Here is an 18,380-nt window from a genome sequence, read left to right as displayed (position 1 = left end):
GCTTGCGTCGCGGCGCGCGCAAAGCCCTCAGCAGAGCGTCGTCAGCGCCTCGATCAGTTCGTCCACGGCTTCCGCGGTCGTGGCCCACGAGCAGACGAACCGCACCGAGCCGTCGTCGAACCGGTGACAGGCCCAGCCCGCCGCGTTCAGCCGCCGATGCGCGGCCTCGGACATCCGCACGAACACGGCGTTGGCCTCGACCGGATGGCCCAAGGCGTAGGGCGTGCGATCCGCCACGCCTTCGGCCAGACGCCGCGCCATGGCGTTGGCGTGCGCCGCGTGCCGCTCCCATGCCCCGTCCTCCAGCAGACCCAGGAACGGCGCGCTCAGAAAGCGGCCCTTCGACGCCATCTGCCCGGCCTGCTTCAGCCGATTGTCGATCCGCCGCGCCAGCGACCGGTCGAACAGCACCAGGGCCTCGGTGCACAGGCCGCCCGCCTTGGCCCCGCCCATGACCAAGACGTCGATGCCCAGCCCGCCGATGGCCTTCAGGTCGAAGCCCGCCGCCGCCGCATTGGCCAGGCGCGCGCCGTCCAGATGCACGCCCATGCCGCGCGCCTTCGCCGGACCGGTCAGCGCCGCCAGCTCCGCCTCCTCATAGACCGCGCCATACTCCGTGGCCTGGGTCAGCGACAGGGCCGCCGCCGGTTGACGGTGCCCCATGTCCGGCTCTCCCAGCGCCGCCTCCAGCGCGCGGGTGTCGATCTTGCCGGACGGGCCCGGCAGGCCGATCAGGCCCACGCCCTGGCCGAAGAAGCCCGGCGCGCCCGTCTCGTCGGTGCAGACGTGGGCGGCGTGGTGCGCCAGCACCGCCTCGAACGGGAAGGCCAGCATCGACAGGGCGATGGCGTTGGCCGCCGTGCCGCTGAAGACGAACCGCACCTCCACGTCGGCGTCCAGACGCACGCGGATCAGCTCCGCCGCCCTCGCCGCCGGATCGTCGCCGCCATAGGCGCGGGCGAAGCCGTCGTTGTGCCGGACCAGGGCGGCCAGAGCCTCCGGCGCCATGCCGGCCACGTTGTCGGAGGCGAAGTCAAACCTCATTTCGTGGCCTTCCTGCGCGGCAGCGCCAGCTTCGGCCGGGTCGTCGCCTTGCGCTTCGGCGGCGCGACCGGCTCAGGCGGCTGCGGAAACGGTTCGGTCGGGTCAGGACCGGCCGGCGGCGGCGCATAGTCCATCTGGACTTGGTGCGGGAAGGGAATCTCCACGCCCGCCTCGTCCAGCGCCACCTTCACCTGCTCGTACAGGTCGGCTTGCGTCTGCCACCAGTCTTCCGACTTCACCCAGGCGTGCAGCGACACCTGCACCGCGCTGTCCAGCAGGGCCGTCACCCCGGCCCAGGGCACGGGGTCGCCCAGCACCTTCTCGTGCTTCGCCGCCGTCGTGGCGATAACATGCCGCGCCTGCTTCAGGTTGGAGCCGTAGCCGACGGTGAAATGGATCTCGACCCGCCGCGTCCCCTGCCCCGACAGGTTGATGATCACGTCGCCCAGCACCTTGCCGTTGGGCACGACGATCTTGTGATTGTCGGCGTTGGAGATCTGCGTCACGAACAGGTCCAGCCGCTGCACCGAGCCCGACGCGCCACCGACCTCGATGACGTCCCCCACGCGATAGGGGCGCAGGATCAGCAGCACGACCCCCGCCGCCACGTTCGACAGCGTCCCCTGCAGCGCCAGACCGACGGCCAGCGAGGCGGCGCCCAGAACGGCGATGATCGAGGTCGTCTGGACGCCCAGTCGCTGCAGCACGGCGATGAAGCCGATGACGTAAATGCCGACCCTGACCACCTGGGCGATGAAGCTGACGACCGTCGGGTCCTGCCGCACGCCCCGGACGCGCCCCATCAGTCGGCGGACGGCGCGCGACGCCCACTTGGCCGCCACGACCGTCAGGCCCAGAATCAGCACGGCGACGAGCAGGTTGACCGCCAGGTCGCCCGCCATCTGCGTCAGCTTGCCGATGACCGCCGCATCCACGGCCGTCACGCGTTCGCCGGCGGCCACCGTCTCGGTCACCATTTCGGATAGGTTCGCCATGTCGGGGGTCTAGCCTCTGCGCCGCGACGGGCAAAGGGCCGGATCAGTAGAAGACGGCGCCCCGCTCGCCCGACACCGGCACGATCTCTGGCCGACGCCCCTCGCCCTCGTCCGGGCGGCGCTCCGGCGGCGCGGAGCGCATCACGCGCCGATCCGACGCCGCGACGGGCTCGAAGCCGAAGCCCATCGAATCGCGCCTTTCAGGAGTCTCGACCGCCGTGACGACGACCGCGGGCGCCGGACTTCTTGGCTCAATCCAGAGATCGTCAGGGTCCGACGGCGCGTCCCACCAGCCGGGCTCCGTCTCCACCCATTCGATCGGCTGCGGCGCAGGCGGCGGCACGTGGCGATAGCCGTCGGTCAGCTGGCCCACTTCCATCACGCCGCCGGGCTCGATGGCTGGCGCGGGCGGCGTGACCACGGCGATCTTCAGACCCGGTCCCCGCGCTTGCGTCTCCGTCGGACCCACGATCAGCGTCGCCCCCGCCGCCAGACCCAGCGCGACCACGGCCGCACCGGCGGCGATCACAAGGCGGCGGCGTCTGACAAGGGCATCCATGATCCCGAAATGCGGAACCGCCCGATTCGGTTCATTCCTTCTCAGAAAGCCTCCCGCCCTCGCGCTCCAGCGCCTCCAGCAGGGTCATGACGCCCGCCAGGGTGTCCGCTTCGCCCGGCGGCTTGTCCCAGCGGATGCGGCTGATCCGGGGAAAGCGCATGGCCACCCCCGACTTGTGCCGCGGCGACCTCTGCAGGCCCTCAAAGGCGATCTCCAGGACCAGGCCAAACCCCCGCTCGGCCCTGACGGCGCGCACCGGCCCGAACCGGTCGGTGGTGTTGTCCCGCACGAACTTGTCCAGCAGGCGCAGCTCTTCGTCGGTGAAGCCGAAATAGGCCTTGCCCACCGGCGTCAGCGCGCCCTCCTCCGTCCAGACGCCGAAGGTGAAGTCGGAGTGGAAGCTGGACCGCTTGCCGTGCCCGCGCTGGGCGTACATGAGCACCGCGTCGATCACGTGCGGATCGCGCTTCCACTTGAACCAGGGCCCCTTGGGCCGCCCGGCGACGTAGGCTCCGTCGCGGCGCTTGAGCATCAGCCCCTCGGCCGCCGCGCCCACAGGCGGGTCGCGGCGCAGGGCCGTCAGTTCCCGCACGTCGGCGAAGGCCACGTCGGGCGACAGCCTCAGCCGCTTCGGATCGTGCCCCTCGATCAGACGCCGCAAGAGCTCGCGCCGCTCCACCAGCGGCAGACCGCGCACGTCCTCCTCGCCGTCGGAGAGCACGTCGTAAGCGATCAGAGCCGCCGGGTGCGACGCGACCAGTTTGGCGTCGACCGTCTTGCGGTTCAGCCGCTGCTGAAGGTCGGCGAACGGCGCGACCACGCCGTCGCGCAGCACGACCAGCTCGCCGTCGATCGCCCCTTCGAACGTCAGGGCCGACATCAGGTCGGGAAAGGCGCGCGAGATCTCGTCGCCGGTCCGGGACCACAGCCGCGCCTCGCCACGCTCCCGCACCGCTTGCACCCGGATGCCGTCCCACTTCCATTCGGCCAGGAAAACGTCTGGCGTGATGCGCGGCAGGTCCTTGTCCTCGTCCAGCGGGGTGGACAGCATGACCGGCCGGAACCGGCCCGGCGCGTCCGCCGCCGGCCGCTCGGCGCGGCCCTCCAGCCAGGCGAAAAGATCGACATAGGGCGGCTCCAGCCCCTGCCAAAGCTCCTCGACCTCGGCCACATCGACCGGGGCTTCGCCGACCCGCGCCGCCGCCGTCTTCGCCAGCCGCGCCGACACGCCCACGCGCAGCGCTCCGGTCATCAGCTTCAGCAGCGCCCACCGCGCCTTGGGCGGCAGGTCGTCCAGCCAGCGTTCGATCAGCGCCGGAACCTCGCTGCGCCCCGAGCCCCTCAGCGCTTCCACCACCTCGCCCAGCGTCGGCTCGCGGTTCGTCCGGCGGTTCGGGTCCGCCGGCCAGATCAGGGCCGCCGTCTCCGCCAGATCGCCGACGTAGTCGTAGGACCAGCGAAACAGCAGCGGATCGACCCGGCGCTCCACCGCAGCGCGGATCATGGCCGGTTTGGCCGCGTCGAAACTGAGGTCGCCCGTCAGCGCCGCGAGAGCCCAGCCGCGGTCCGGATCGGGCACGCCGCGCAGATGGTCGCGGATCAGCGTCAGCTTGGCGTTGCGGGACGCCGTCAGCGACAGTCGGTCAAGCAGCTCGGCGAAGGCGCGCATCGCCGGTCGAAATAGGAATGGCCGCGTTCGGTTGCGACCGTCAGGCCGCCGCGCGATCCGTCCGCGTGACCTCAAAAAGGGTTTGAACGGCTTCGCGTCCTTGCCCCACCGCCGCCATCACGCGCGCCAAAGCCGCGAAGTCGATCGGCTTGTTCAGGTAAGCGTCGGCGCCGGCGTCCAGCCCGGCCTGATGATCCTCAGCCCGCGCCGAAGCGGACAGAACGACGACCGGGGTCTCTGCATTGGCGCCGCCGCCGGCGCGAATGGCCCGTGTGGCGCTCAGCCCGTCCATGACCGGCATGTTCACGTCCATGACGATCAGGTCGAAAGCCTGCCCCGCAGCGACGTCCACGGCGATCTGGCCGTTCTCCGCGCTGGTCGAGGCATGGCCGGCCGAGCTCATCCAGGCTTCCAGGATCATGCGGTTGACCGGATGGTCTTCGACGACCAGGACAGACAGGCTGCGCGCGTCCTCGATCTCCTCCGAGGCGGCCTCTTCCACGACGCCCCGCTGCCATTCCACCACCTCGGCCTCGACGGTGAAGGCGAAGGTCGATCCCTTGCCCAGCTCGGAGTTGATGGTGATGTCGCCGCCCATGATGTTGGCCAGACGGCGCGAAATGGTCAGGCCCAGGCCCGTCCCGCCGAATCGCCGGGTCGACGAGGCGTCGACTTGGGTGAAGGGTTGGAACAGGCGCTGCACGTCTTCCGGCGCGATGCCCGCGCCGCTGTCGGTGACCGAAAACTCGATCCGGACGCGCTGATCGGTCACACGCTCACCTTTCACGCGGTAGACCACCACGCCGGCGTCGGTGAATTTCACCGCGTTGGACAGCAGATTGTGAATCACCTGGCAGACGCGGAGCGGATCGCCGCGGACCACGCTGGGCAGATCACCTTCCAGATGCGATTCGAAATCGAGCCCCTTGGCTTCGGCCTGCGCCTGGAAAGGCCCCACGACGCGGCGATGCAGGTCGTCGACCGAGATGTCGACGACGTCGAAAGTCATCTTCCCGGCCTCGATCTTGGTCATGTCCAGGATGTCGTTCAGCAGGCTCAGCAAGTTGTCGCCGGAGTTCCGGATGATCGTCAAATATTCGCGTTGGGTGTCTTCCAGTCGCGTCGCACCCAGCAGTTGGGCGGCGCCCAGGACGCCGTTCATCGGCGTGCGCAGCTCGTGCGAGATGACGCCCAGGAAGTTCGACTTCGCGTCGTTGGCCGCATTCGCCTTGTCGCGCGCCTGTTCCAGCTCCTCGATGAGGTGGGCCTGATGGCCCTGGAAGTCGCGGATGCGCTCTTCGCGCAACATGGTCATCATGACCAGAACGAACAGGCCGGAGGCGGCGAAAGGGATCGCCGCAAGGAAAGGCAGAAAGGCGTCGGTCCCGAACAGGCTTGCGGCGATGATCAGGGCCACTACGCCATAGGGAGACGAAATGACCAGAGCCTGCCGCGGCGACGACCGAAGCTGCGAGAAGACGAGCACATAGCCGGAGACGACATACATCATCGCCATCGGCTGGCCGAAGCCGGCGCCGGAGAACCAGGCCAGAAGCGGCGCGATGGCCCAGACGGCGGTGGTCGCCGTGGCCACTGCCGGGAACACCATGCCCCAGCCTTCACCCACGCGGTCGCTGATGCGCCGCTCGACCTCGCCGCGCACGGCCCCGGCGCCGACCGTGCCGACGAACCATGCGCCGGCAAGAAGCGGGTCCAAGATGGCGAACAGCCCCAGCGCCCAGGCGCCGATGATCAGATAGCGGAGGTACTGGGTCTGCAGGATCGCCCGAAGCGACGCCGCAGCGCCGCCGGCGGCCTGGTCCACGCCATGCCCGTCGGAATCAACCAAGTCCGAAGCCCCCTGCCTGTCCCATCCGCCCGGAAGACTGCGACGAAGGTTCTAAGACGAGGTGAACGGCGCTATTCCGCCGCCTCGTCAGGCGTCAGCGCACGGATGGAAAGCGCGTGCACCGGGCCCGACAGTTCCTCGGCCAGAAGGGCGTTGATCGTCCGTTGTCGCGCCAGCCGCCCCTGTCCTTCGAAGACTGGAGAGATGACCAGAAGGTTGAAATGGCTCTCGCCGCCCGGCCGGGCATCCATGCCGCCTTCGTGATGATGGCCCGCGTGACGCCAGCTGTCGTCGTCCAGTTCCAGCCGGACCGGGTGCAGCGCTTCGGTCAACCTGGCGCGAATTCGTGCGGCTGTCGGTCCTTCGGTCATCCGGCTTCCTTGATGCGGGCCAATTCGACCCTACACTTCGGCCCATGCCCGCCGCGTTTCAATACAGGCCCCGCTTCACCGACATCCGGGTGAAGCCGCCCAAGCCCGAAGAAGAGGCCGCGGCCGCCGACGTCCTGCATCTGAAGCCGGGCGAGAAACCGTGTCAGTGGCCGGACTGCCGCCGTGCGGCCACCGCCCGCGCGCCGAAATCGCGCGAGCGGCTGAACGACTTCTACGATTTCTGTCAGGGCCATGCGGCCGAGTACAACAAGGGCTGGAACTTCTACGCCGGCATGAGCGAGGGCGAGATCCGCGCGGCGCAGGAGAACGAGGCCATGACCGGCGGCCGCCCGACGTGGGAGATGAAGGCTGGCCCCAAGAGCAGGGAGGCCGCGGCCTTCGCCGCCAAGTTCGGCACGGCGAACACCGACGGGGCCGGCTCCTGGCGCGACGCCTTCGGCCTGTTCGGACGCAAGGTGAACCCCCAGGCCGGGCCGGTGGTCGAGGACCGGCGAATCGGCAAGCTGGAACGCGCCGCCCTGACCGATCTGGATCTGGAGCCCGGCGCCGACAAGGCGGCGATCAAGGTGCAGTACCACCTGCTGTTGAAGCGCTTTCATCCCGACACCAACGGCGGCGACCGCGGCGCCGAGGCGCGCCTTCAGCGGGTGATCAAGGCCTGGAAGACGCTGAAGAAGTCGGGTCTGGCCTAGCCGCCCACAGGTCCGCCAATGCCTGCGGGATCAGGTCCGGCAGGTCCTCGGCGATCAGCCCCGGTCCATGCCGCCGCGCGGCCTGCGCATGCAGCCAGGCGGCGCAGCAGGCCGCTTCGAAACTGGGCATGCGCTGGGCAAGCAGTCCGCCGATCAGCCCCGCCAGCACGTCGCCCGATCCGGCGGTGGCCAGCCACGGCGGCGCGGCGTCGGCGACCGCGACGCGACCGTCGGGCACCGCCACGACTGTTCGCGCGCCCTTCAGCAGCAGCACCGCCCCGGCCGTCGCCGCCGCTTCGACTGCCGCGGCCTCACGCCCGCCCGCCAGCAGGCCGGGAAAGACGCGCTCGAATTCCCCCTCGTGCGGCGTCAGCACGTCGTCGCGGTCCAGGTGCGCGAACAGGTCGGCGGACCGTCCCTCGAAAATGCTCAGCGCATCGGCGTCGACCACCAGGGCCGCGCCGCTTCCGGCCAGCACGTCCAGCGCTTCCACCGTCGTTTCTTCCAGGCCGGTCGCCGGGCCGATCACGGCGGCGTCCAGCGGTTCGGCCAGCCGCCGCAAGGCGTGCGGCCCCTCGAACGGATCGACCATGACGGCCTCCAGCGCGCCTGCGAGCACCGCCATGGCCGCGGGCGGACACAGCACCCGCACCAGCCCGGCCCCGACCCTCAGGCCCGCCCGCGCCGCCAGCCGCGCCGCGCCCGTCCGGTGCGCCGGCCCCGAAATCACGCCCAGCCGACCGCGCGAATGCTTGTGCGTCTCGGCCGTCGGCCAGGGGAACGCGCCGCCCCACATGTCGGGCCCTGGGCTCACCATGACGGAATTCCGATCACGGAGGGCAATCCGGGCCAAAAGTCGCTTGCCTTATGGTGCAATGCACTGTCCCATGCAGGCCCGACGCGTGGGCGCTTTTCGCCGCCTCGGGGGCACCATGAAGAAGATCGAAGCGATCATCAAACCCTTCAAGCTGGACGAGGTGAAGGAGGCCCTTCAGGACGTCGGCGTGCAAGGCATGACGGTGCTCGAAGCCAAGGGCTACGGCCGCCAGAAAGGCCATTCCGAGCTCTATCGCGGGGCCGAGTACGTCATCGACTTCCTGCCCAAGATCAAGATCGAGGTCGTCGTCCCGGACGACATGGCGCCGGGCGTGATCGACGCCATCGTCACGACCGCCCGGACGGGCAAGATCGGCGACGGCAAGATCTTTGTCTCCGACGTCGCCGACGTCATCCGCATCCGAACCGGCGAGACGGGGCCCCAGGCCGTCTGATCGTCATCCAGCCGCGGCCGTCCCTTCGGGCGGCCGTTTCCTTTCCTCCCTCCCCAGAAACGGAACTCGAGAGAATGAGCGCGAAGAAAATCCTCGCGGAGATCAAGGAGAAGGACGTCCAGTACGTCGATCTCCGCTTCACCGACACCAAGGGCCGGATGCAGCACGTCACCTTCGACGTGGATCTGGTCGACGAGGAGTTCCTGGAAGAGGGGACCATGTTCGACGGCTCCTCCATCGCCGGCTGGAAGGCGATCAACGAGTCCGACATGCTGCTGAAGCCCGACCTGAACGGCTTCTGGATCGACCCTTTCTACCAGCAGACGACCCTCTTCCTGTTCTGCGATGTGCTGAACCCCGACACGGGCGAGCCCTACAACCGCGACAGCCGCTCCATGGCCAAGAAGGCGCTGGCCTACGTCCAGTCGTCCGGCGTGGGCGACACCGTCTTCTTCGGCCCGGAAGCCGAGTTCTTCATCTTCGACGACGTGCGCTGGTCCACCCAGCCGCACGACACCGGCTACACCTACGACTCCATCGAACTGCCGGCGAACACGGGCGCGGAGTATTCCGAGGGCAACATGGGCCACCGCCCGGGTCCCAAGGGCGGCTACTTCCCGGTCAACCCGACCGACAGCGGCCAGGACCTGCGCGGCGAGATGCTGGGCGTCATGCGCGACCTGGGCATGCAGCCCGAAAAGCACCACCACGAGGTCGCGCCGGCCCAGCACGAACTGGGCCTGAAGTTCAGCGACCTGCTGACCATGGCCGACCGGCTGCAGCTCTATAAGTACGTCATCCACAACGTGGCCGCCGCCTACGGAAAGTCGGCCACCTTCATGGCCAAGCCGACCTTCGGCGACAACGGGTCGGGCATGCACGTGCACCAGTCGATCTGGCGCGACGGCAAGCCGCTGTTCGCCGGCGACAAGTACGCAGGCCTGTCGGACCTGTGTTTGTGGTACATCGGCGGCATCATCAAGCACGCCAAGGCGATCAACGCCTTCGCCAACTCGACCACCAACTCCTACAAGCGGCTGGTCCCAGGCTATGAGGCCCCGGTGAAGCTGGCCTATTCGTCGCGCAACCGCTCGGCGTCGATCCGCATTCCGTGGGTCAACTCGCCCAAGGCCAAGCGCATCGAGGCGCGCTTCCCCGATCCGATGGGCAACCCCTATCTGACCTTCGTCGCCCTGCTGATGGCGGGCCTCGACGGCATCGAGAACCGCATCGACCCGGGCGCCGCCGCCGACAAGAACCTCTACGACCTGCCGCCTGAAGAGCGCGGCAACATCCCCGAGGTCTGCGGCTCCCTGCGCGAGGCGCTGGAGAACCTCGACAAGGACCGCGCCTTCCTCAAGAAGGGCGGCGTCATGGATGACGACTTCATCGACAGCTACATCGAGCTGAAGATGGAAGAGGTGATGCGCCTCCAGCTGCATCCCCACCCGGTCGAGTTCGACATGTACTACAGCTGCTGATCGGCGGCTGACGTCACGAAAAAGGCCCCGGGCTGGAAGCCGTCCGGGGCCTTCTTCATTCCGCGATCGAAATCAGCGGTTGGTCGTCTCGACCTCGATGCCGTCACGGCCGGCGCGGACCGTGGTGCTGTCGCCCTCCCGCTCCACGACGACGGGCGGCGGCGTGGCGGGAGTCTCCACGACCACCGGAGCCGGCTGCTCGACGACGACCGGGGCCGGCGTCGGAGCCTCGACCACGGTGGTGGTTTCGGCCGGTTCCTCGGCGGCGGGCTGACAGGCCGCGGCCATCAGGGCGACGCCGCCGACGGCGGCGAGGGTCAGGATCGAACGGGCCATGCGGGCCTCCAGTGTGAATGGTGGAGCTGTAACGGCCCCGCCGTCCGACCGTTCCTCTTCCCTACACCAACCGGCTCTGCACCACCGCCGCGCCGATGAAGCTGGCGAACAGGGGGTGCGGCGCGAACGGGCGGCTCTTCAGTTCCGGGTGGTACTGCACGCCGATGAACCACGGGTGGTCCGTCCGCTCCACCGTCTCCGGCAGCACGCCGTCGGGCGACAGGCCGGCGAAGATCAGCCCCTCGGCCTCGATCGCCTCGCGATAGTTGATGTTGACCTCATAGCGATGGCGATGGCGCTCGCTGATGGTCGTGGAGCCATAGGCCTCGGCGATCCGGGACCCCGCCTTCAGCACCGAGTCGTAGGCGCCCAGGCGCATGGTCCCGCCCAGGTCGCCGCCGGCCATACGCTGGACTCGCTCGTTGCCCTGGGTCCACTCGGTCATCAGGCCCACGACCGGCTCTTCCGTCGGTCCGAACTCGGTCGACGACGCCTTGGCGTAGCCCGCCAGGTTCCGCGCCGCCTCGATCACCGCCATCTGCATGCCGAAGCAGATGCCGAAGTACGGAATGTTGTTCTCGCGCGCGAACCGCGCCGCCTCGATCTTGCCCTCGGCACCCCGCTCGCCGAAGCCGCCCGGCACCAGGATGGCGTGCGCCCCCTGCAGGCGCGCGCTGCACGCCTCGCGGTCGCCCTCGAAGGTCTCGGCCTCGACCCAGTCGATGTTGACCTTCACCCGGTTGGCCACGCCGCCGTGATGCAGCGCCTCGATCAGGGATTTGTAGGCGTCCTTCAGCACCGTGTACTTGCCGACCACGGCCACGGTCACCTCGCCGTCCGGGCGCAGGCGGCGATCGACGATCTCCTCCCAGCCGCTCAGATCCGGCTCCGGCGCGTCGGTCAGGCCGAAGTGGGCCAGCACTTCGCGATCAAGCCCCTCGCGGTGATAGTCCAGCGGCACGGCATAGATGTCGGCCGAGTCCATCGCCTGGATGACGCCGCTTTCACGCACGTTGCAGAACAGGCCGATCTTGCGCTTCTCCTCGGCCGGGATCGGGTATTCGCAACGGCACAGCAGGATGTCGGGCTGGATGCCGATCGAGCGCAGCTCCTTCACCGAATGCTGCGTCGGCTTGGTCTTCATCTCCCCGGCGGTGGGGATGTAGGGCAGCAGCGTAAGGTGCACGAAGCAGCTCTGCCCGCGCGGCAGGTCCTGCCCCAGCTGGCGGATGGCCTCGAAGAACGGCAGGCCCTCGATGTCGCCGACCGTGCCGCCGATCTCGACCAGCACGAAGTCGACGTCCTGTCCGTCGTCGGTCAGGGCCTTGGACAGGCAGAACTGCTTGATCTGGTCGGTGACGTGGGGAATGACCTGCACGGTCGCGCCCAGGTAATCCCCGCGCCGCTCCTTCTCCAGGATGGTCTGGTAGATGCGGCCGGTGGTGATGTTGTCCGACTTCGCCGCCGAGACGCCCGTGAACCGCTCGTAGTGGCCCAGGTCGAGGTCGGTCTCCGCCCCGTCGTCGGTCACGAAGACCTCGCCGTGCTGATACGGGCTCATCGTGCCCGGATCGACGTTCAGATAGGGATCGAGCTTGCGCAGGCGGACCTTGTATCCGCGCGCCTGCAGAAGGGCGCCCAGCGCCGCCGAGGCGAGCCCCTTCCCGAGGGAAGAAACCACGCCGCCCGTGATGAAGACATATCTAGCCACGGGTGATCACCCTAGCGGCGATTCGGGCCGCTGAACTCAGAAGACTTTGGGGGCGGGAGCGGAAGGCGGGGATGAATCCCCCGCCCACCGTCAGTTGGCCGGAGCCGGGGCCGGGTTGGCCGGGGTCGTCGCCGGAGCGGGGGCGGCCAGATCGGCCTCCAGATCGCCCAGCGACGGCGTGGCGGCCGGGGCCGCCGGCGCGGCGCCCGCCTCGGCCGGAGCGGCTTCGGCGCCGGCTTCAGGGCCCGTCGGCGCGGCCAGGGCGCCCACGGCGTCGGCGTCGATGATCGACCCCGTGCCGCGCGCCATGTTGCCTGCGATCGACAGTCCGATGGCGCACAGCACGCCCAGGATGGCCAGCACCCAGGTCGTCTTGGTCAGCAGGTTGCCGGCGCCGCGTGCGGTCATGAAGCCCGACGGTCCCCCGCCCATGCCGAGCGCGCCGCCCTCGGACCGCTGCAACAACACCACCCCCGTCAGCGCGAGGGAGATCAGGATCATGACGACGAGGAGGATGTTCTGGAGCATGGCCGCATTCAGATGTGGCGCGAGGGCGCGCCGATCAAGCGGCGGCTGTTAGCACCCTTGCCGCCGACCGGCAAACGGATCACGCAGCGCGCACGATTCCGAGGAAATCCGCCGCCTTCAGCGACGCGCCACCGACCAGGGCGCCCCCCACTTCCGGCACGGCCAGAATGTCTTTCGCGTTGTCCGGCTTCACCGACCCGCCGTACAGGATGGGCGCCGTCCGGCCCGCCTCGCCCAGCCGCTCGACCAGGGCCGCGCGCGCCGCGACGTGCACTTCCTCGATCTGCTCCAGCGTCGGCGTCAGGCCCGTGCCGATGGCCCAGACCGGCTCATAGGCGACCGCGAAAGGCGCGCCGGCGGCCGCGTCGGGGATCGAACCCAGGATCTGTCCGCGCACGACCTCGACCGCCCTGCCCGCCTCGCGCTGGTCCAGCGTCTCGCCGACGCAGACGATCGGTTCCAGCCCGGCGGTGATGGCGGCTTCAGCCTTGGAGGACACGTCGGCGTCGGTCTCGCCGAAGCCCTGGCGACGCTCCGAGTGGCCGACGATCGCCAGGCTCGCGCCGGCGTCCTTCAGCATGGCCGCCGACACCGAGCCGGTGAAGGCGCCGGACGCCTTGGCATGACAGTCCTGCCCACCGATCTCGACCGCCCCGCCCTTCAGGGCCCAGGCCATCTGGGCGATCAGGGTGGCCGGCGGGCACAGGGCCACGCGATGCGGCGACGCCTCGGCGTCCAGCGCCGTGCGCAGGGACTTGGCCTCCTCCAGCGAGGCGGCCAGCCCGTTCATCTTCCAATTTCCGGCGATCAGCTTCACGGATTGTTTCATGCTGGGCTTCTAGAAGGCGATCACGCTGGCGCCAAGCCGAACTCAAAGCCGTCCGGCAAGCAGTGAAGCCAGACTGCGCGCGCCGTAGACCGTCAGGTGGTCATCGTCCCGGAACAGAAACGATCCGTCGGCGGCCACTGTCCGGCAATCGACCGGCCCGCACAGGGAATTGAAGGGCAGAACAAGCTCGATCCCGTGACGCTCGGCGACGCGCCGGAGCACCTCAGTCGTGGCATCGACCAGTGCCCGGTCGCGCGGTTGCACGAAGGCGCAGCGCTCCGTCGCCAAGCCCACCTGGGCGGCGCGGGCCCAGCAAAGCGTCGGCGCGACCGCAAATTCGGGAGTCGGCCCCCAAAGAACCAGCTTCACCTCGGGGCCCAGCCGTGAGCGCACCCGCCCCAGGCCCGCGTCCAATGACCTTTCCAGCTCCGCAGGCGCGCCGCCGGAAAGCCGGACGTACTCGCTCCACCGCCCTGCCAGAACCACAGTACGCGGCGGCGTCATCGCCAAGTCGTCCAGCACGACCGAGATGAAACCGGCGCAGTCCGCCACGACGCCGGGGAGAGACGCGGGTGGGCACGACGACTTGCTTATGTGACGCACGCTGGAGCCGGGCGCCGCCGCCACGACCAGAGGCACGATGTGCTCCCCGTGACTGTCTCCCCAAACCACCACGTCCCGAGGCCCGTCTCCGACGATGCAGGCGCGGCGGGGCGGCACGGTGATTCCGCCGACGTTATGACAAGGGTCGTGGGTTTCGGGCAGAGACAAGGCGGCGGACTGGGCCGACATCACGCCCGGGGCGGCACGGATGGGCAGGCCCTGAAGTCGACCCAGCGCGGCCCCTCCCAGGAACAGCGTCGCCAGCACCGCGACTCCGGCGCCGATTGCGACGAAACCCCGTCGAGGACCGGCTCTGAATGGGCGCTCGACCCAACGCCAGCTGGCCCAGGCCAAAACCAGCGCGACGATGACCGCGACGGAAGTCTCCACGTCCGTCAGCGGACGCGACAGCACCAGCGCAGGCAGACTCAAAAGCGGCCAGTGCCAGATGTACAGGGAGTAGGAGATCAGACCGAGCCCAACCGCCGGAGCGCTGGACAGGAGCTTTCCGGCGAACCCTTCACCTTGAGAGGTGATCACGAGAGCAGCACCCGCACATGGCGCCAGCGCGGCCACCGCGGGCCAAGGCGCGGAGGCTCCAAGTGGAGAAAAGGCAATAAAGATCAGAGCCATTCCTAGAAATCCTGATGCTTTTCGAAATGGCTTCGGCAGTCGTTCGAGCGGCAGGGTCGCCAGCAGGGCTCCCAGAAGCAACTCCCATGCTCGCGAGCGAAACATGTAGAAGGCCTCCGCCTCCGCCCCCTGCCAGCTCAGGCGAACCGCCTCGGCGAACGAGATGGCCGCCGCGCCCGCCATCGCAAACGAGGCCAAACGGGCCATACGGGGATGAAAAACCGCCAGCGTCGCAAGGGGCCACAGGAGATAGAACTGCTCCTCTATCGACAGCGACCAGGTGTGCAACAGAGGCTGATGCGCGGCTTCGGGCGCGAAATAGTCCGTCAGGGACAGAAAGAACCGATTGGACGAGAGGGAGGCGACCGAGGCGATCGACCGGCCGAGCAGGTCCAGATCCTGCGGGATCAGAATGGCGATGCCGACCAGCGTCACCGCGGCGATCATGAACGCCAAAGCGGGCAGGATGCGCCGCACGCGTCGCTCATAGAAGGCGAGCAGCCCGCTGAGCCCTCGGCCACGGTCACGCATGAGAATGCGGGTGATGAGATAGCCGGAGATGACGAAGAACACGTCCACGCCGAAGAAGCCCCCGGGCGCAAGCGAGGGCCAGGCGTGGCCGATGACCACGGCCAGAACGGCCACGGCCCGAAGGCCGTCGACGTCAGGTCTGTATTCGTCTCCGGCGGTGGCCGCAGCCGGGATGGACGTCATGCGCCGTCGCCGCCCCCCAGCGGATCAGTCCGTCAAGCCGCGCCGTCGGCCTTTTTCTTGCCGGCCTCGGAATAGATCAGCAGCGGCTGCGCCTTGCCGTCGATGACCTCGGCGTTGACCACGACCTCCTCGACGCCCTCGAACGTCGGCAGTTCGAACATGGTCTCCAGCAGGATGCCTTCCAGGATGGAGCGCAGGCCGCGCGCACCGGTCTTGCGGGTGATGGCCTTCTTGGCCACCGCCGACAGGGCGTCGTCGGTGAACGTCAGCTCGACGTTCTCCATCTCGAACAGGCGCTTGTACTGTTTGACCAAAGCGTTCTTCGGCTCGGTCAGGATCTTGACCAGGGCGACCTCGTCCAGGTCCTCCAGCGTCGCCAGAACGGGCAGGCGGCCGATGAACTCCGGGATCAGGCCGAAGCGCATCAGGTCGTCGGGCTCGACCTGTTTCAGGATGTCGCCGGTGCGGCGCTCGTCCACTTCCTTGACCTTGGCGCCGAAGCCGATCGAAGCTCCGTCGCCGCGCGCCGAAATCACCTTCTCCAGCCCGGCGAAGGCGCCGCCGACGATGAACAGGATGTTGGCGGTGTCGACCTGCAGGAACTCCTGCTGGGGGTGCTTGCGCCCGCCCTGCGGCGGGACGGAGGCGACGGTGCCCTCCATGATCTTCAGCAGCGCCTGCTGGACGCCTTCGCCCGAGACGTCCCGGGTGATGGACGGGTTGTCGGACTTGCGCGAAATCTTGTCGATCTCGTCGATGTAGACGATGCCGCGCTGGGCCCGCTCGACGTTGTAGTCCGAGGCCTGCAGCAGCTTCAGGATGATGTTCTCGACGTCCTCGCCCACATAACCGGCCTCGGTCAGGGTCGTGGCGTCGGCCATGGTGAAGGGCACGTCGATGATGCGCGCCAGCGTCTGGGCCAGCAGCGTCTTGCCCGAGCCGGTCGGCCCGATCAGCATGATGTTGGACTTGGCCAGCTCGACGTCGTTGTTCTTGGTCGCGTGGTTCAGCCGCTTGTAGTGATTGTGGACCGCGACGCTAAGCACCTTTTTGGCATGGGCCTGGCCGATCACGTAGTCGTCGAGGACCTCACGGATTTCCTTCGGGGTCGGAACACCGTCCTTGGCCTTCACGAAGCCGATCTTGTGCTCTTCGCGGATGATGTCCATGCACAGCTCGACGCACTCGTCGCAGATGAACACGGTCGGACCCGCGATCAGCTTGCGCACCTCGTGCTGGCTCTTTCCGCAGAAGGAGCAGTACAGCGTGCTCTTGGCGTCGGTTCCGGCGGCTTTGGTCATCGACCCTTCTCACTCTCGCGCCCGTCTCTGGCGGACGGAACGCTTTACCCTCGCGTTTGAGTCCCGAACTTTGGGCGCGAAGGTCTTCAAAAAATGACAATCACCCATCACGAAGCGGGCGACAACCCCAACCGGACCTGCGACTCGACCAGGATGGGGATCAGAATGGCATGCGGGATCACGGTGGCTAATGTCTGACATGGGGATGCAGCAAGGATCGCGCCAGCCGGACCCGGCACGCCCCGTGGTCGCCTTCGACTTCGACGGCACCCTGACGGTCCGCGACAGCTTCACGGCCTTTCTGCGCCGGCGCGCGGGCAAGCGCGGCTGGGCCCGGGGTCTGGTGCGCCTGTCGCCCGTGATCGCCGCCTATGCGCGGGAACGCGATCGCGGTCGGCTGAAGGCCGCCTCGGTGCGCGAATTCCTGGTCGGCGTCCCGCGTGAGGTCTTGGAGTCCGAGGCCGAGGCCTTCGCCGCTCATGTCTGGGACAGCTTCATGCGTCCCGACGCCTTGGCCGCCTGGGACGATTGGGGCCGCCGCAGCGCGTTGCGCGTGATCGTCACCGCCAGTCCGGAGACCACTGTAGCCCCTTTCGCCCGTCGTCTGAACGCAGAGATGCTTCTGGGCACACAGCTGGTCTTCGACGGCCAGGACCGTGTCACCGGAGCCTTCGCCACCCCCAACTGCCGCGGCGAGGAAAAGGTGCGTCGCCTCCACGCGGTCTTCGGCCCCGACCTGCGGCTGACCGCCGCCTACGGCGACACTTCCGGCGACCGTGAGATGCTTCAGATCGCGGACCAGCCGGGTTTCCGGGTCTTCACCGGCCGTCCATGACCTCCGACTCGTCGGGCGTCCGCGCCCGATAGGCGTCAAGAATCGACCGACCGAGGGCATCGGTTTGCGCCCCTCGACTGACGTAGCCGGGCCTCATCGAATACAGCCCTGCAAGATACGCCTCGTCCCAAGGTGAGAACCCCGCAGGCGTCGATCGGTCGGAGAACAGGTTCAGGATCGAATCGAACCGGGTCAGATCCGCCGCGGGATCGACCTGGGCCAAGGCGACGAAAGCGACGTAATCTCCCAGCTGCTCCAGCGTCACCCCTTCCAGCAGATCCACGTCGACGATCACGAACGACCGCAGCAGGCGATCCTCCAGCGGTTCGGCCAGCCGTGACGCCGAGGTGCTTTCGATCTGGGGGGCATAGCCCATGACCGTGCCCTTGGCGTCGGGGTTCGCGGTCTGCTGGAAATGCCCCGGTATCCGCACCGCGAAGTCCCCGGTGTTCGAGTTGAACGGAGCGCTGACGTGCCACCAGCGGACCGGACGCTGCTCACTGCGAAAGGCCGCCAGAGCCGCATTGCCCGCCTGCATTCCGGCCCCGCCGGGGTTGAAGATGCGCGGACGCTCGGCCACGAGCGCGTCGGCCATGGCCGCGCCGTCGTCGCCGCCGATGATCAGGATGGACGGATTGCAGGGCGGCTCATGCCCTCTCAATCCCAGGCTCCGCGCCACGTCGGAAACCCGATCGGCCAGGTATTGAGCCACTTCGGGCGAGAAGTTAGCCACGCCGACGCAGACGCCCTCCTCCCACCTGGCCGGCCCCCGGTCCCGCGCGGGATAGGCGACGGCGCCCACATACTCGCGCGCGGCCAGGTCAAGACGGCGCCCTTCCACCACCACGTCCTCGACGCGATAGACCGGATCCTGGGCGGCCGGCGGCGGATCCTGGACAAGAACCGCGGCCAGGGCGATGGCGATCAGCGACATGTCT

At 68.4% G+C, this 18,380-nt stretch carries 18 protein-coding genes; 4 read left to right on the top strand and 14 right to left on the bottom strand.

Annotated features, from left to right (window positions below; translation table 11 throughout):
* Positions 1-27: 27 nt before the first annotated feature.
* The 6 genes from VGN45_RS06070 to VGN45_RS06045 form a co-directional block, all read right to left on the bottom strand.
* Positions 28-1,044, bottom strand: coding sequence for a threonine aldolase family protein (locus VGN45_RS06070; RefSeq protein WP_327460397.1), 1,017 nt, complete (start codon positions 1,042-1,044; stop codon positions 28-30).
* Complete coding sequence (locus VGN45_RS06065; protein WP_327460395.1) at positions 1,041-2,039, bottom strand: mechanosensitive ion channel family protein; 999 nt, start codon at positions 2,037-2,039, stop codon at positions 1,041-1,043. Before VGN45_RS06065 ends, VGN45_RS06070 begins: the two co-directional genes overlap by 4 nt.
* Positions 2,040-2,082: 43 nt before the next feature.
* A complete protein-coding gene (locus VGN45_RS06060) occupies positions 2,083-2,598 on the bottom strand; it encodes a hypothetical protein (RefSeq protein ID WP_327460393.1) in 516 nt (171 codons plus the stop codon).
* Positions 2,599-2,629: 31 nt separating this feature from the next.
* Positions 2,630-4,267 carry a cisplatin damage response ATP-dependent DNA ligase gene (locus VGN45_RS06055; protein ID WP_327460391.1) on the bottom strand — a complete coding sequence of 546 codons (1,638 nt, stop codon included), beginning with the start codon at positions 4,265-4,267 and terminating at the stop codon, positions 2,630-2,632.
* Positions 4,268-4,307: 40 nt separating this feature from the next.
* Positions 4,308-6,116: an ATP-binding protein gene (locus VGN45_RS06050; protein ID WP_327460389.1), complete on the bottom strand. Its 1,809-nt coding sequence runs from the start codon at positions 6,114-6,116 to the stop codon at positions 4,308-4,310.
* Positions 6,117-6,187: 71 nt separating this feature from the next.
* On the bottom strand, positions 6,188-6,487 hold the full coding sequence (locus tag VGN45_RS06045; RefSeq protein ID WP_327460387.1) for a BolA family protein: 300 nt from the start codon (positions 6,485-6,487) through the stop codon (positions 6,188-6,190).
* 44 nt (positions 6,488-6,531) lie between these two features.
* Here VGN45_RS06045 and VGN45_RS06040 point away from each other — a divergent pair, with 44 nt between their 5' ends.
* Positions 6,532-7,200, top strand: a complete 669-nt coding sequence (locus VGN45_RS06040) for a J domain-containing protein (RefSeq protein WP_327460385.1) — start codon at positions 6,532-6,534, stop codon at positions 7,198-7,200.
* Here VGN45_RS06040 and VGN45_RS06035 read toward each other — a convergent pair.
* Entirely contained in the window at positions 7,160-8,014 is an 855-nt protein-coding gene (locus tag VGN45_RS06035) for an NAD(P)H-hydrate dehydratase (protein WP_327460383.1), read from the bottom strand. The genes VGN45_RS06040 and VGN45_RS06035 overlap by 41 nt on opposite strands.
* Positions 8,015-8,132: 118 nt before the next feature.
* Between VGN45_RS06035 and VGN45_RS06030 the strand changes: the two genes are divergently transcribed.
* Together VGN45_RS06030 and glnA are read left to right on the top strand one after the other, a co-directional pair.
* Entirely contained in the window at positions 8,133-8,471 is a 339-nt protein-coding gene (locus tag VGN45_RS06030; RefSeq protein WP_327460381.1) for a P-II family nitrogen regulator, read from the top strand.
* Between the two features lie 74 nt (positions 8,472-8,545).
* A complete protein-coding gene (gene glnA, locus VGN45_RS06025) occupies positions 8,546-9,952 on the top strand; it encodes a type I glutamate--ammonia ligase (protein WP_327460378.1) in 1,407 nt (468 codons plus the stop codon).
* A gap of 72 nt (positions 9,953-10,024) precedes the next feature.
* Here glnA and VGN45_RS06020 read toward each other — a convergent pair whose 3' ends face one another.
* The 6 genes from VGN45_RS06020 to clpX all read right to left on the bottom strand — a co-directional run bounded on the left by VGN45_RS06020 (position 10,025) and on the right by clpX (position 16,607).
* Entirely contained in the window at positions 10,025-10,288 is a 264-nt protein-coding gene (locus VGN45_RS06020) for a hypothetical protein (RefSeq protein WP_327460376.1), read from the bottom strand.
* A 61-nt stretch (positions 10,289-10,349) separates the two neighbouring features.
* A complete protein-coding gene (locus VGN45_RS06015; protein WP_327460374.1) occupies positions 10,350-11,999 on the bottom strand; it encodes a CTP synthase in 1,650 nt (549 codons plus the stop codon).
* Positions 12,000-12,089: 90 nt separating this feature from the next.
* Entirely contained in the window at positions 12,090-12,527 is a 438-nt protein-coding gene (gene secG, locus VGN45_RS06010) for a preprotein translocase subunit SecG (RefSeq protein WP_327460371.1), read from the bottom strand.
* Between the two features lie 79 nt (positions 12,528-12,606).
* A complete protein-coding gene (gene tpiA / locus VGN45_RS06005; RefSeq protein WP_327460369.1) occupies positions 12,607-13,356 on the bottom strand; it encodes a triose-phosphate isomerase in 750 nt (249 codons plus the stop codon).
* A 42-nt stretch (positions 13,357-13,398) separates the two neighbouring features.
* Complete coding sequence (locus tag VGN45_RS06000) at positions 13,399-15,306, bottom strand: acyltransferase family protein (RefSeq protein ID WP_327460367.1); 1,908 nt, start codon at positions 15,304-15,306, stop codon at positions 13,399-13,401.
* A gap of 32 nt (positions 15,307-15,338) precedes the next feature.
* Positions 15,339-16,607 (bottom strand): ATP-dependent Clp protease ATP-binding subunit ClpX, encoded by a 1,269-nt coding sequence (clpX, locus tag VGN45_RS05995; RefSeq protein ID WP_327460365.1) that lies wholly within the window; start codon positions 16,605-16,607, stop codon positions 15,339-15,341.
* 199 nt (positions 16,608-16,806) lie between these two features.
* On the opposite strand from clpX, the gene VGN45_RS05990 reads away from it, so the two are divergent.
* A complete protein-coding gene (locus VGN45_RS05990; protein WP_327460363.1) occupies positions 16,807-17,442 on the top strand; it encodes an HAD-IB family hydrolase in 636 nt (211 codons plus the stop codon).
* Here VGN45_RS05990 and VGN45_RS05985 read toward each other — a convergent pair.
* Positions 17,426-18,376, bottom strand: a complete 951-nt coding sequence (locus VGN45_RS05985) for a hypothetical protein (RefSeq protein ID WP_327460361.1) — start codon at positions 18,374-18,376, stop codon at positions 17,426-17,428. The two genes, VGN45_RS05990 and VGN45_RS05985, sit on opposite strands and share 17 nt — an antisense overlap.
* Positions 18,377-18,380 lie beyond the last annotated feature (4 nt).

Source organism: Brevundimonas sp. (genome assembly GCF_035999125.1).
Classification (GTDB): Bacteria; Pseudomonadota; Alphaproteobacteria; order Caulobacterales; family Caulobacteraceae; genus Brevundimonas.
Note: the sequence above shows the minus strand (reverse complement) of the source record. Positions and strands in the feature narration are given on the sequence as shown.

Bases quoted from the DNA above. Each gene is read 5' to 3' on its own strand.
- VGN45_RS06070 (WP_327460397.1), bottom strand. From the start codon at position 1,044: ATGAGGTTTGACTTCGCCTCCGACAACGTGGCCGGCATGGCGCCGGAG.
- VGN45_RS06065 (WP_327460395.1), bottom strand. From the start codon at position 2,039: ATGGCGAACCTATCCGAAATGGTGACCGAGACGGTGGCCGCCGGCGAA.
- VGN45_RS06060 (WP_327460393.1), bottom strand. From the start codon at position 2,598: ATGGATGCCCTTGTCAGACGCCGCCGCCTTGTGATCGCCGCCGGTGCG.
- VGN45_RS06055 (WP_327460391.1), bottom strand. From the start codon at position 4,267: ATGCGCGCCTTCGCCGAGCTGCTTGACCGACTGTCGCTGACGGCGTCC.
- VGN45_RS06045 (WP_327460387.1), bottom strand. From the start codon at position 6,487: ATGACCGAAGGACCGACAGCCGCACGAATTCGCGCCAGGTTGACCGAA.
- VGN45_RS06040 (WP_327460385.1), top strand. From the start codon at position 6,532: ATGCCCGCCGCGTTTCAATACAGGCCCCGCTTCACCGACATCCGGGTG.
- VGN45_RS06030 (WP_327460381.1), top strand. From the start codon at position 8,133: ATGAAGAAGATCGAAGCGATCATCAAACCCTTCAAGCTGGACGAGGTG.
- glnA (WP_327460378.1), top strand. From the start codon at position 8,546: ATGAGCGCGAAGAAAATCCTCGCGGAGATCAAGGAGAAGGACGTCCAG.
- VGN45_RS06020 (WP_327460376.1), bottom strand. From the start codon at position 10,288: ATGGCCCGTTCGATCCTGACCCTCGCCGCCGTCGGCGGCGTCGCCCTG.
- secG (WP_327460371.1), bottom strand. From the start codon at position 12,527: ATGCTCCAGAACATCCTCCTCGTCGTCATGATCCTGATCTCCCTCGCG.
- tpiA (WP_327460369.1), bottom strand. From the start codon at position 13,356: ATGAAACAATCCGTGAAGCTGATCGCCGGAAATTGGAAGATGAACGGG.
- VGN45_RS06000 (WP_327460367.1), bottom strand. From the start codon at position 15,306: ATGACGTCCATCCCGGCTGCGGCCACCGCCGGAGACGAATACAGACCT.
- clpX (WP_327460365.1), bottom strand. From the start codon at position 16,607: ATGACCAAAGCCGCCGGAACCGACGCCAAGAGCACGCTGTACTGCTCC.
- VGN45_RS05990 (WP_327460363.1), top strand. From the start codon at position 16,807: ATGGGGATGCAGCAAGGATCGCGCCAGCCGGACCCGGCACGCCCCGTG.
- VGN45_RS05985 (WP_327460361.1), bottom strand. From the start codon at position 18,376: ATGTCGCTGATCGCCATCGCCCTGGCCGCGGTTCTTGTCCAGGATCCG.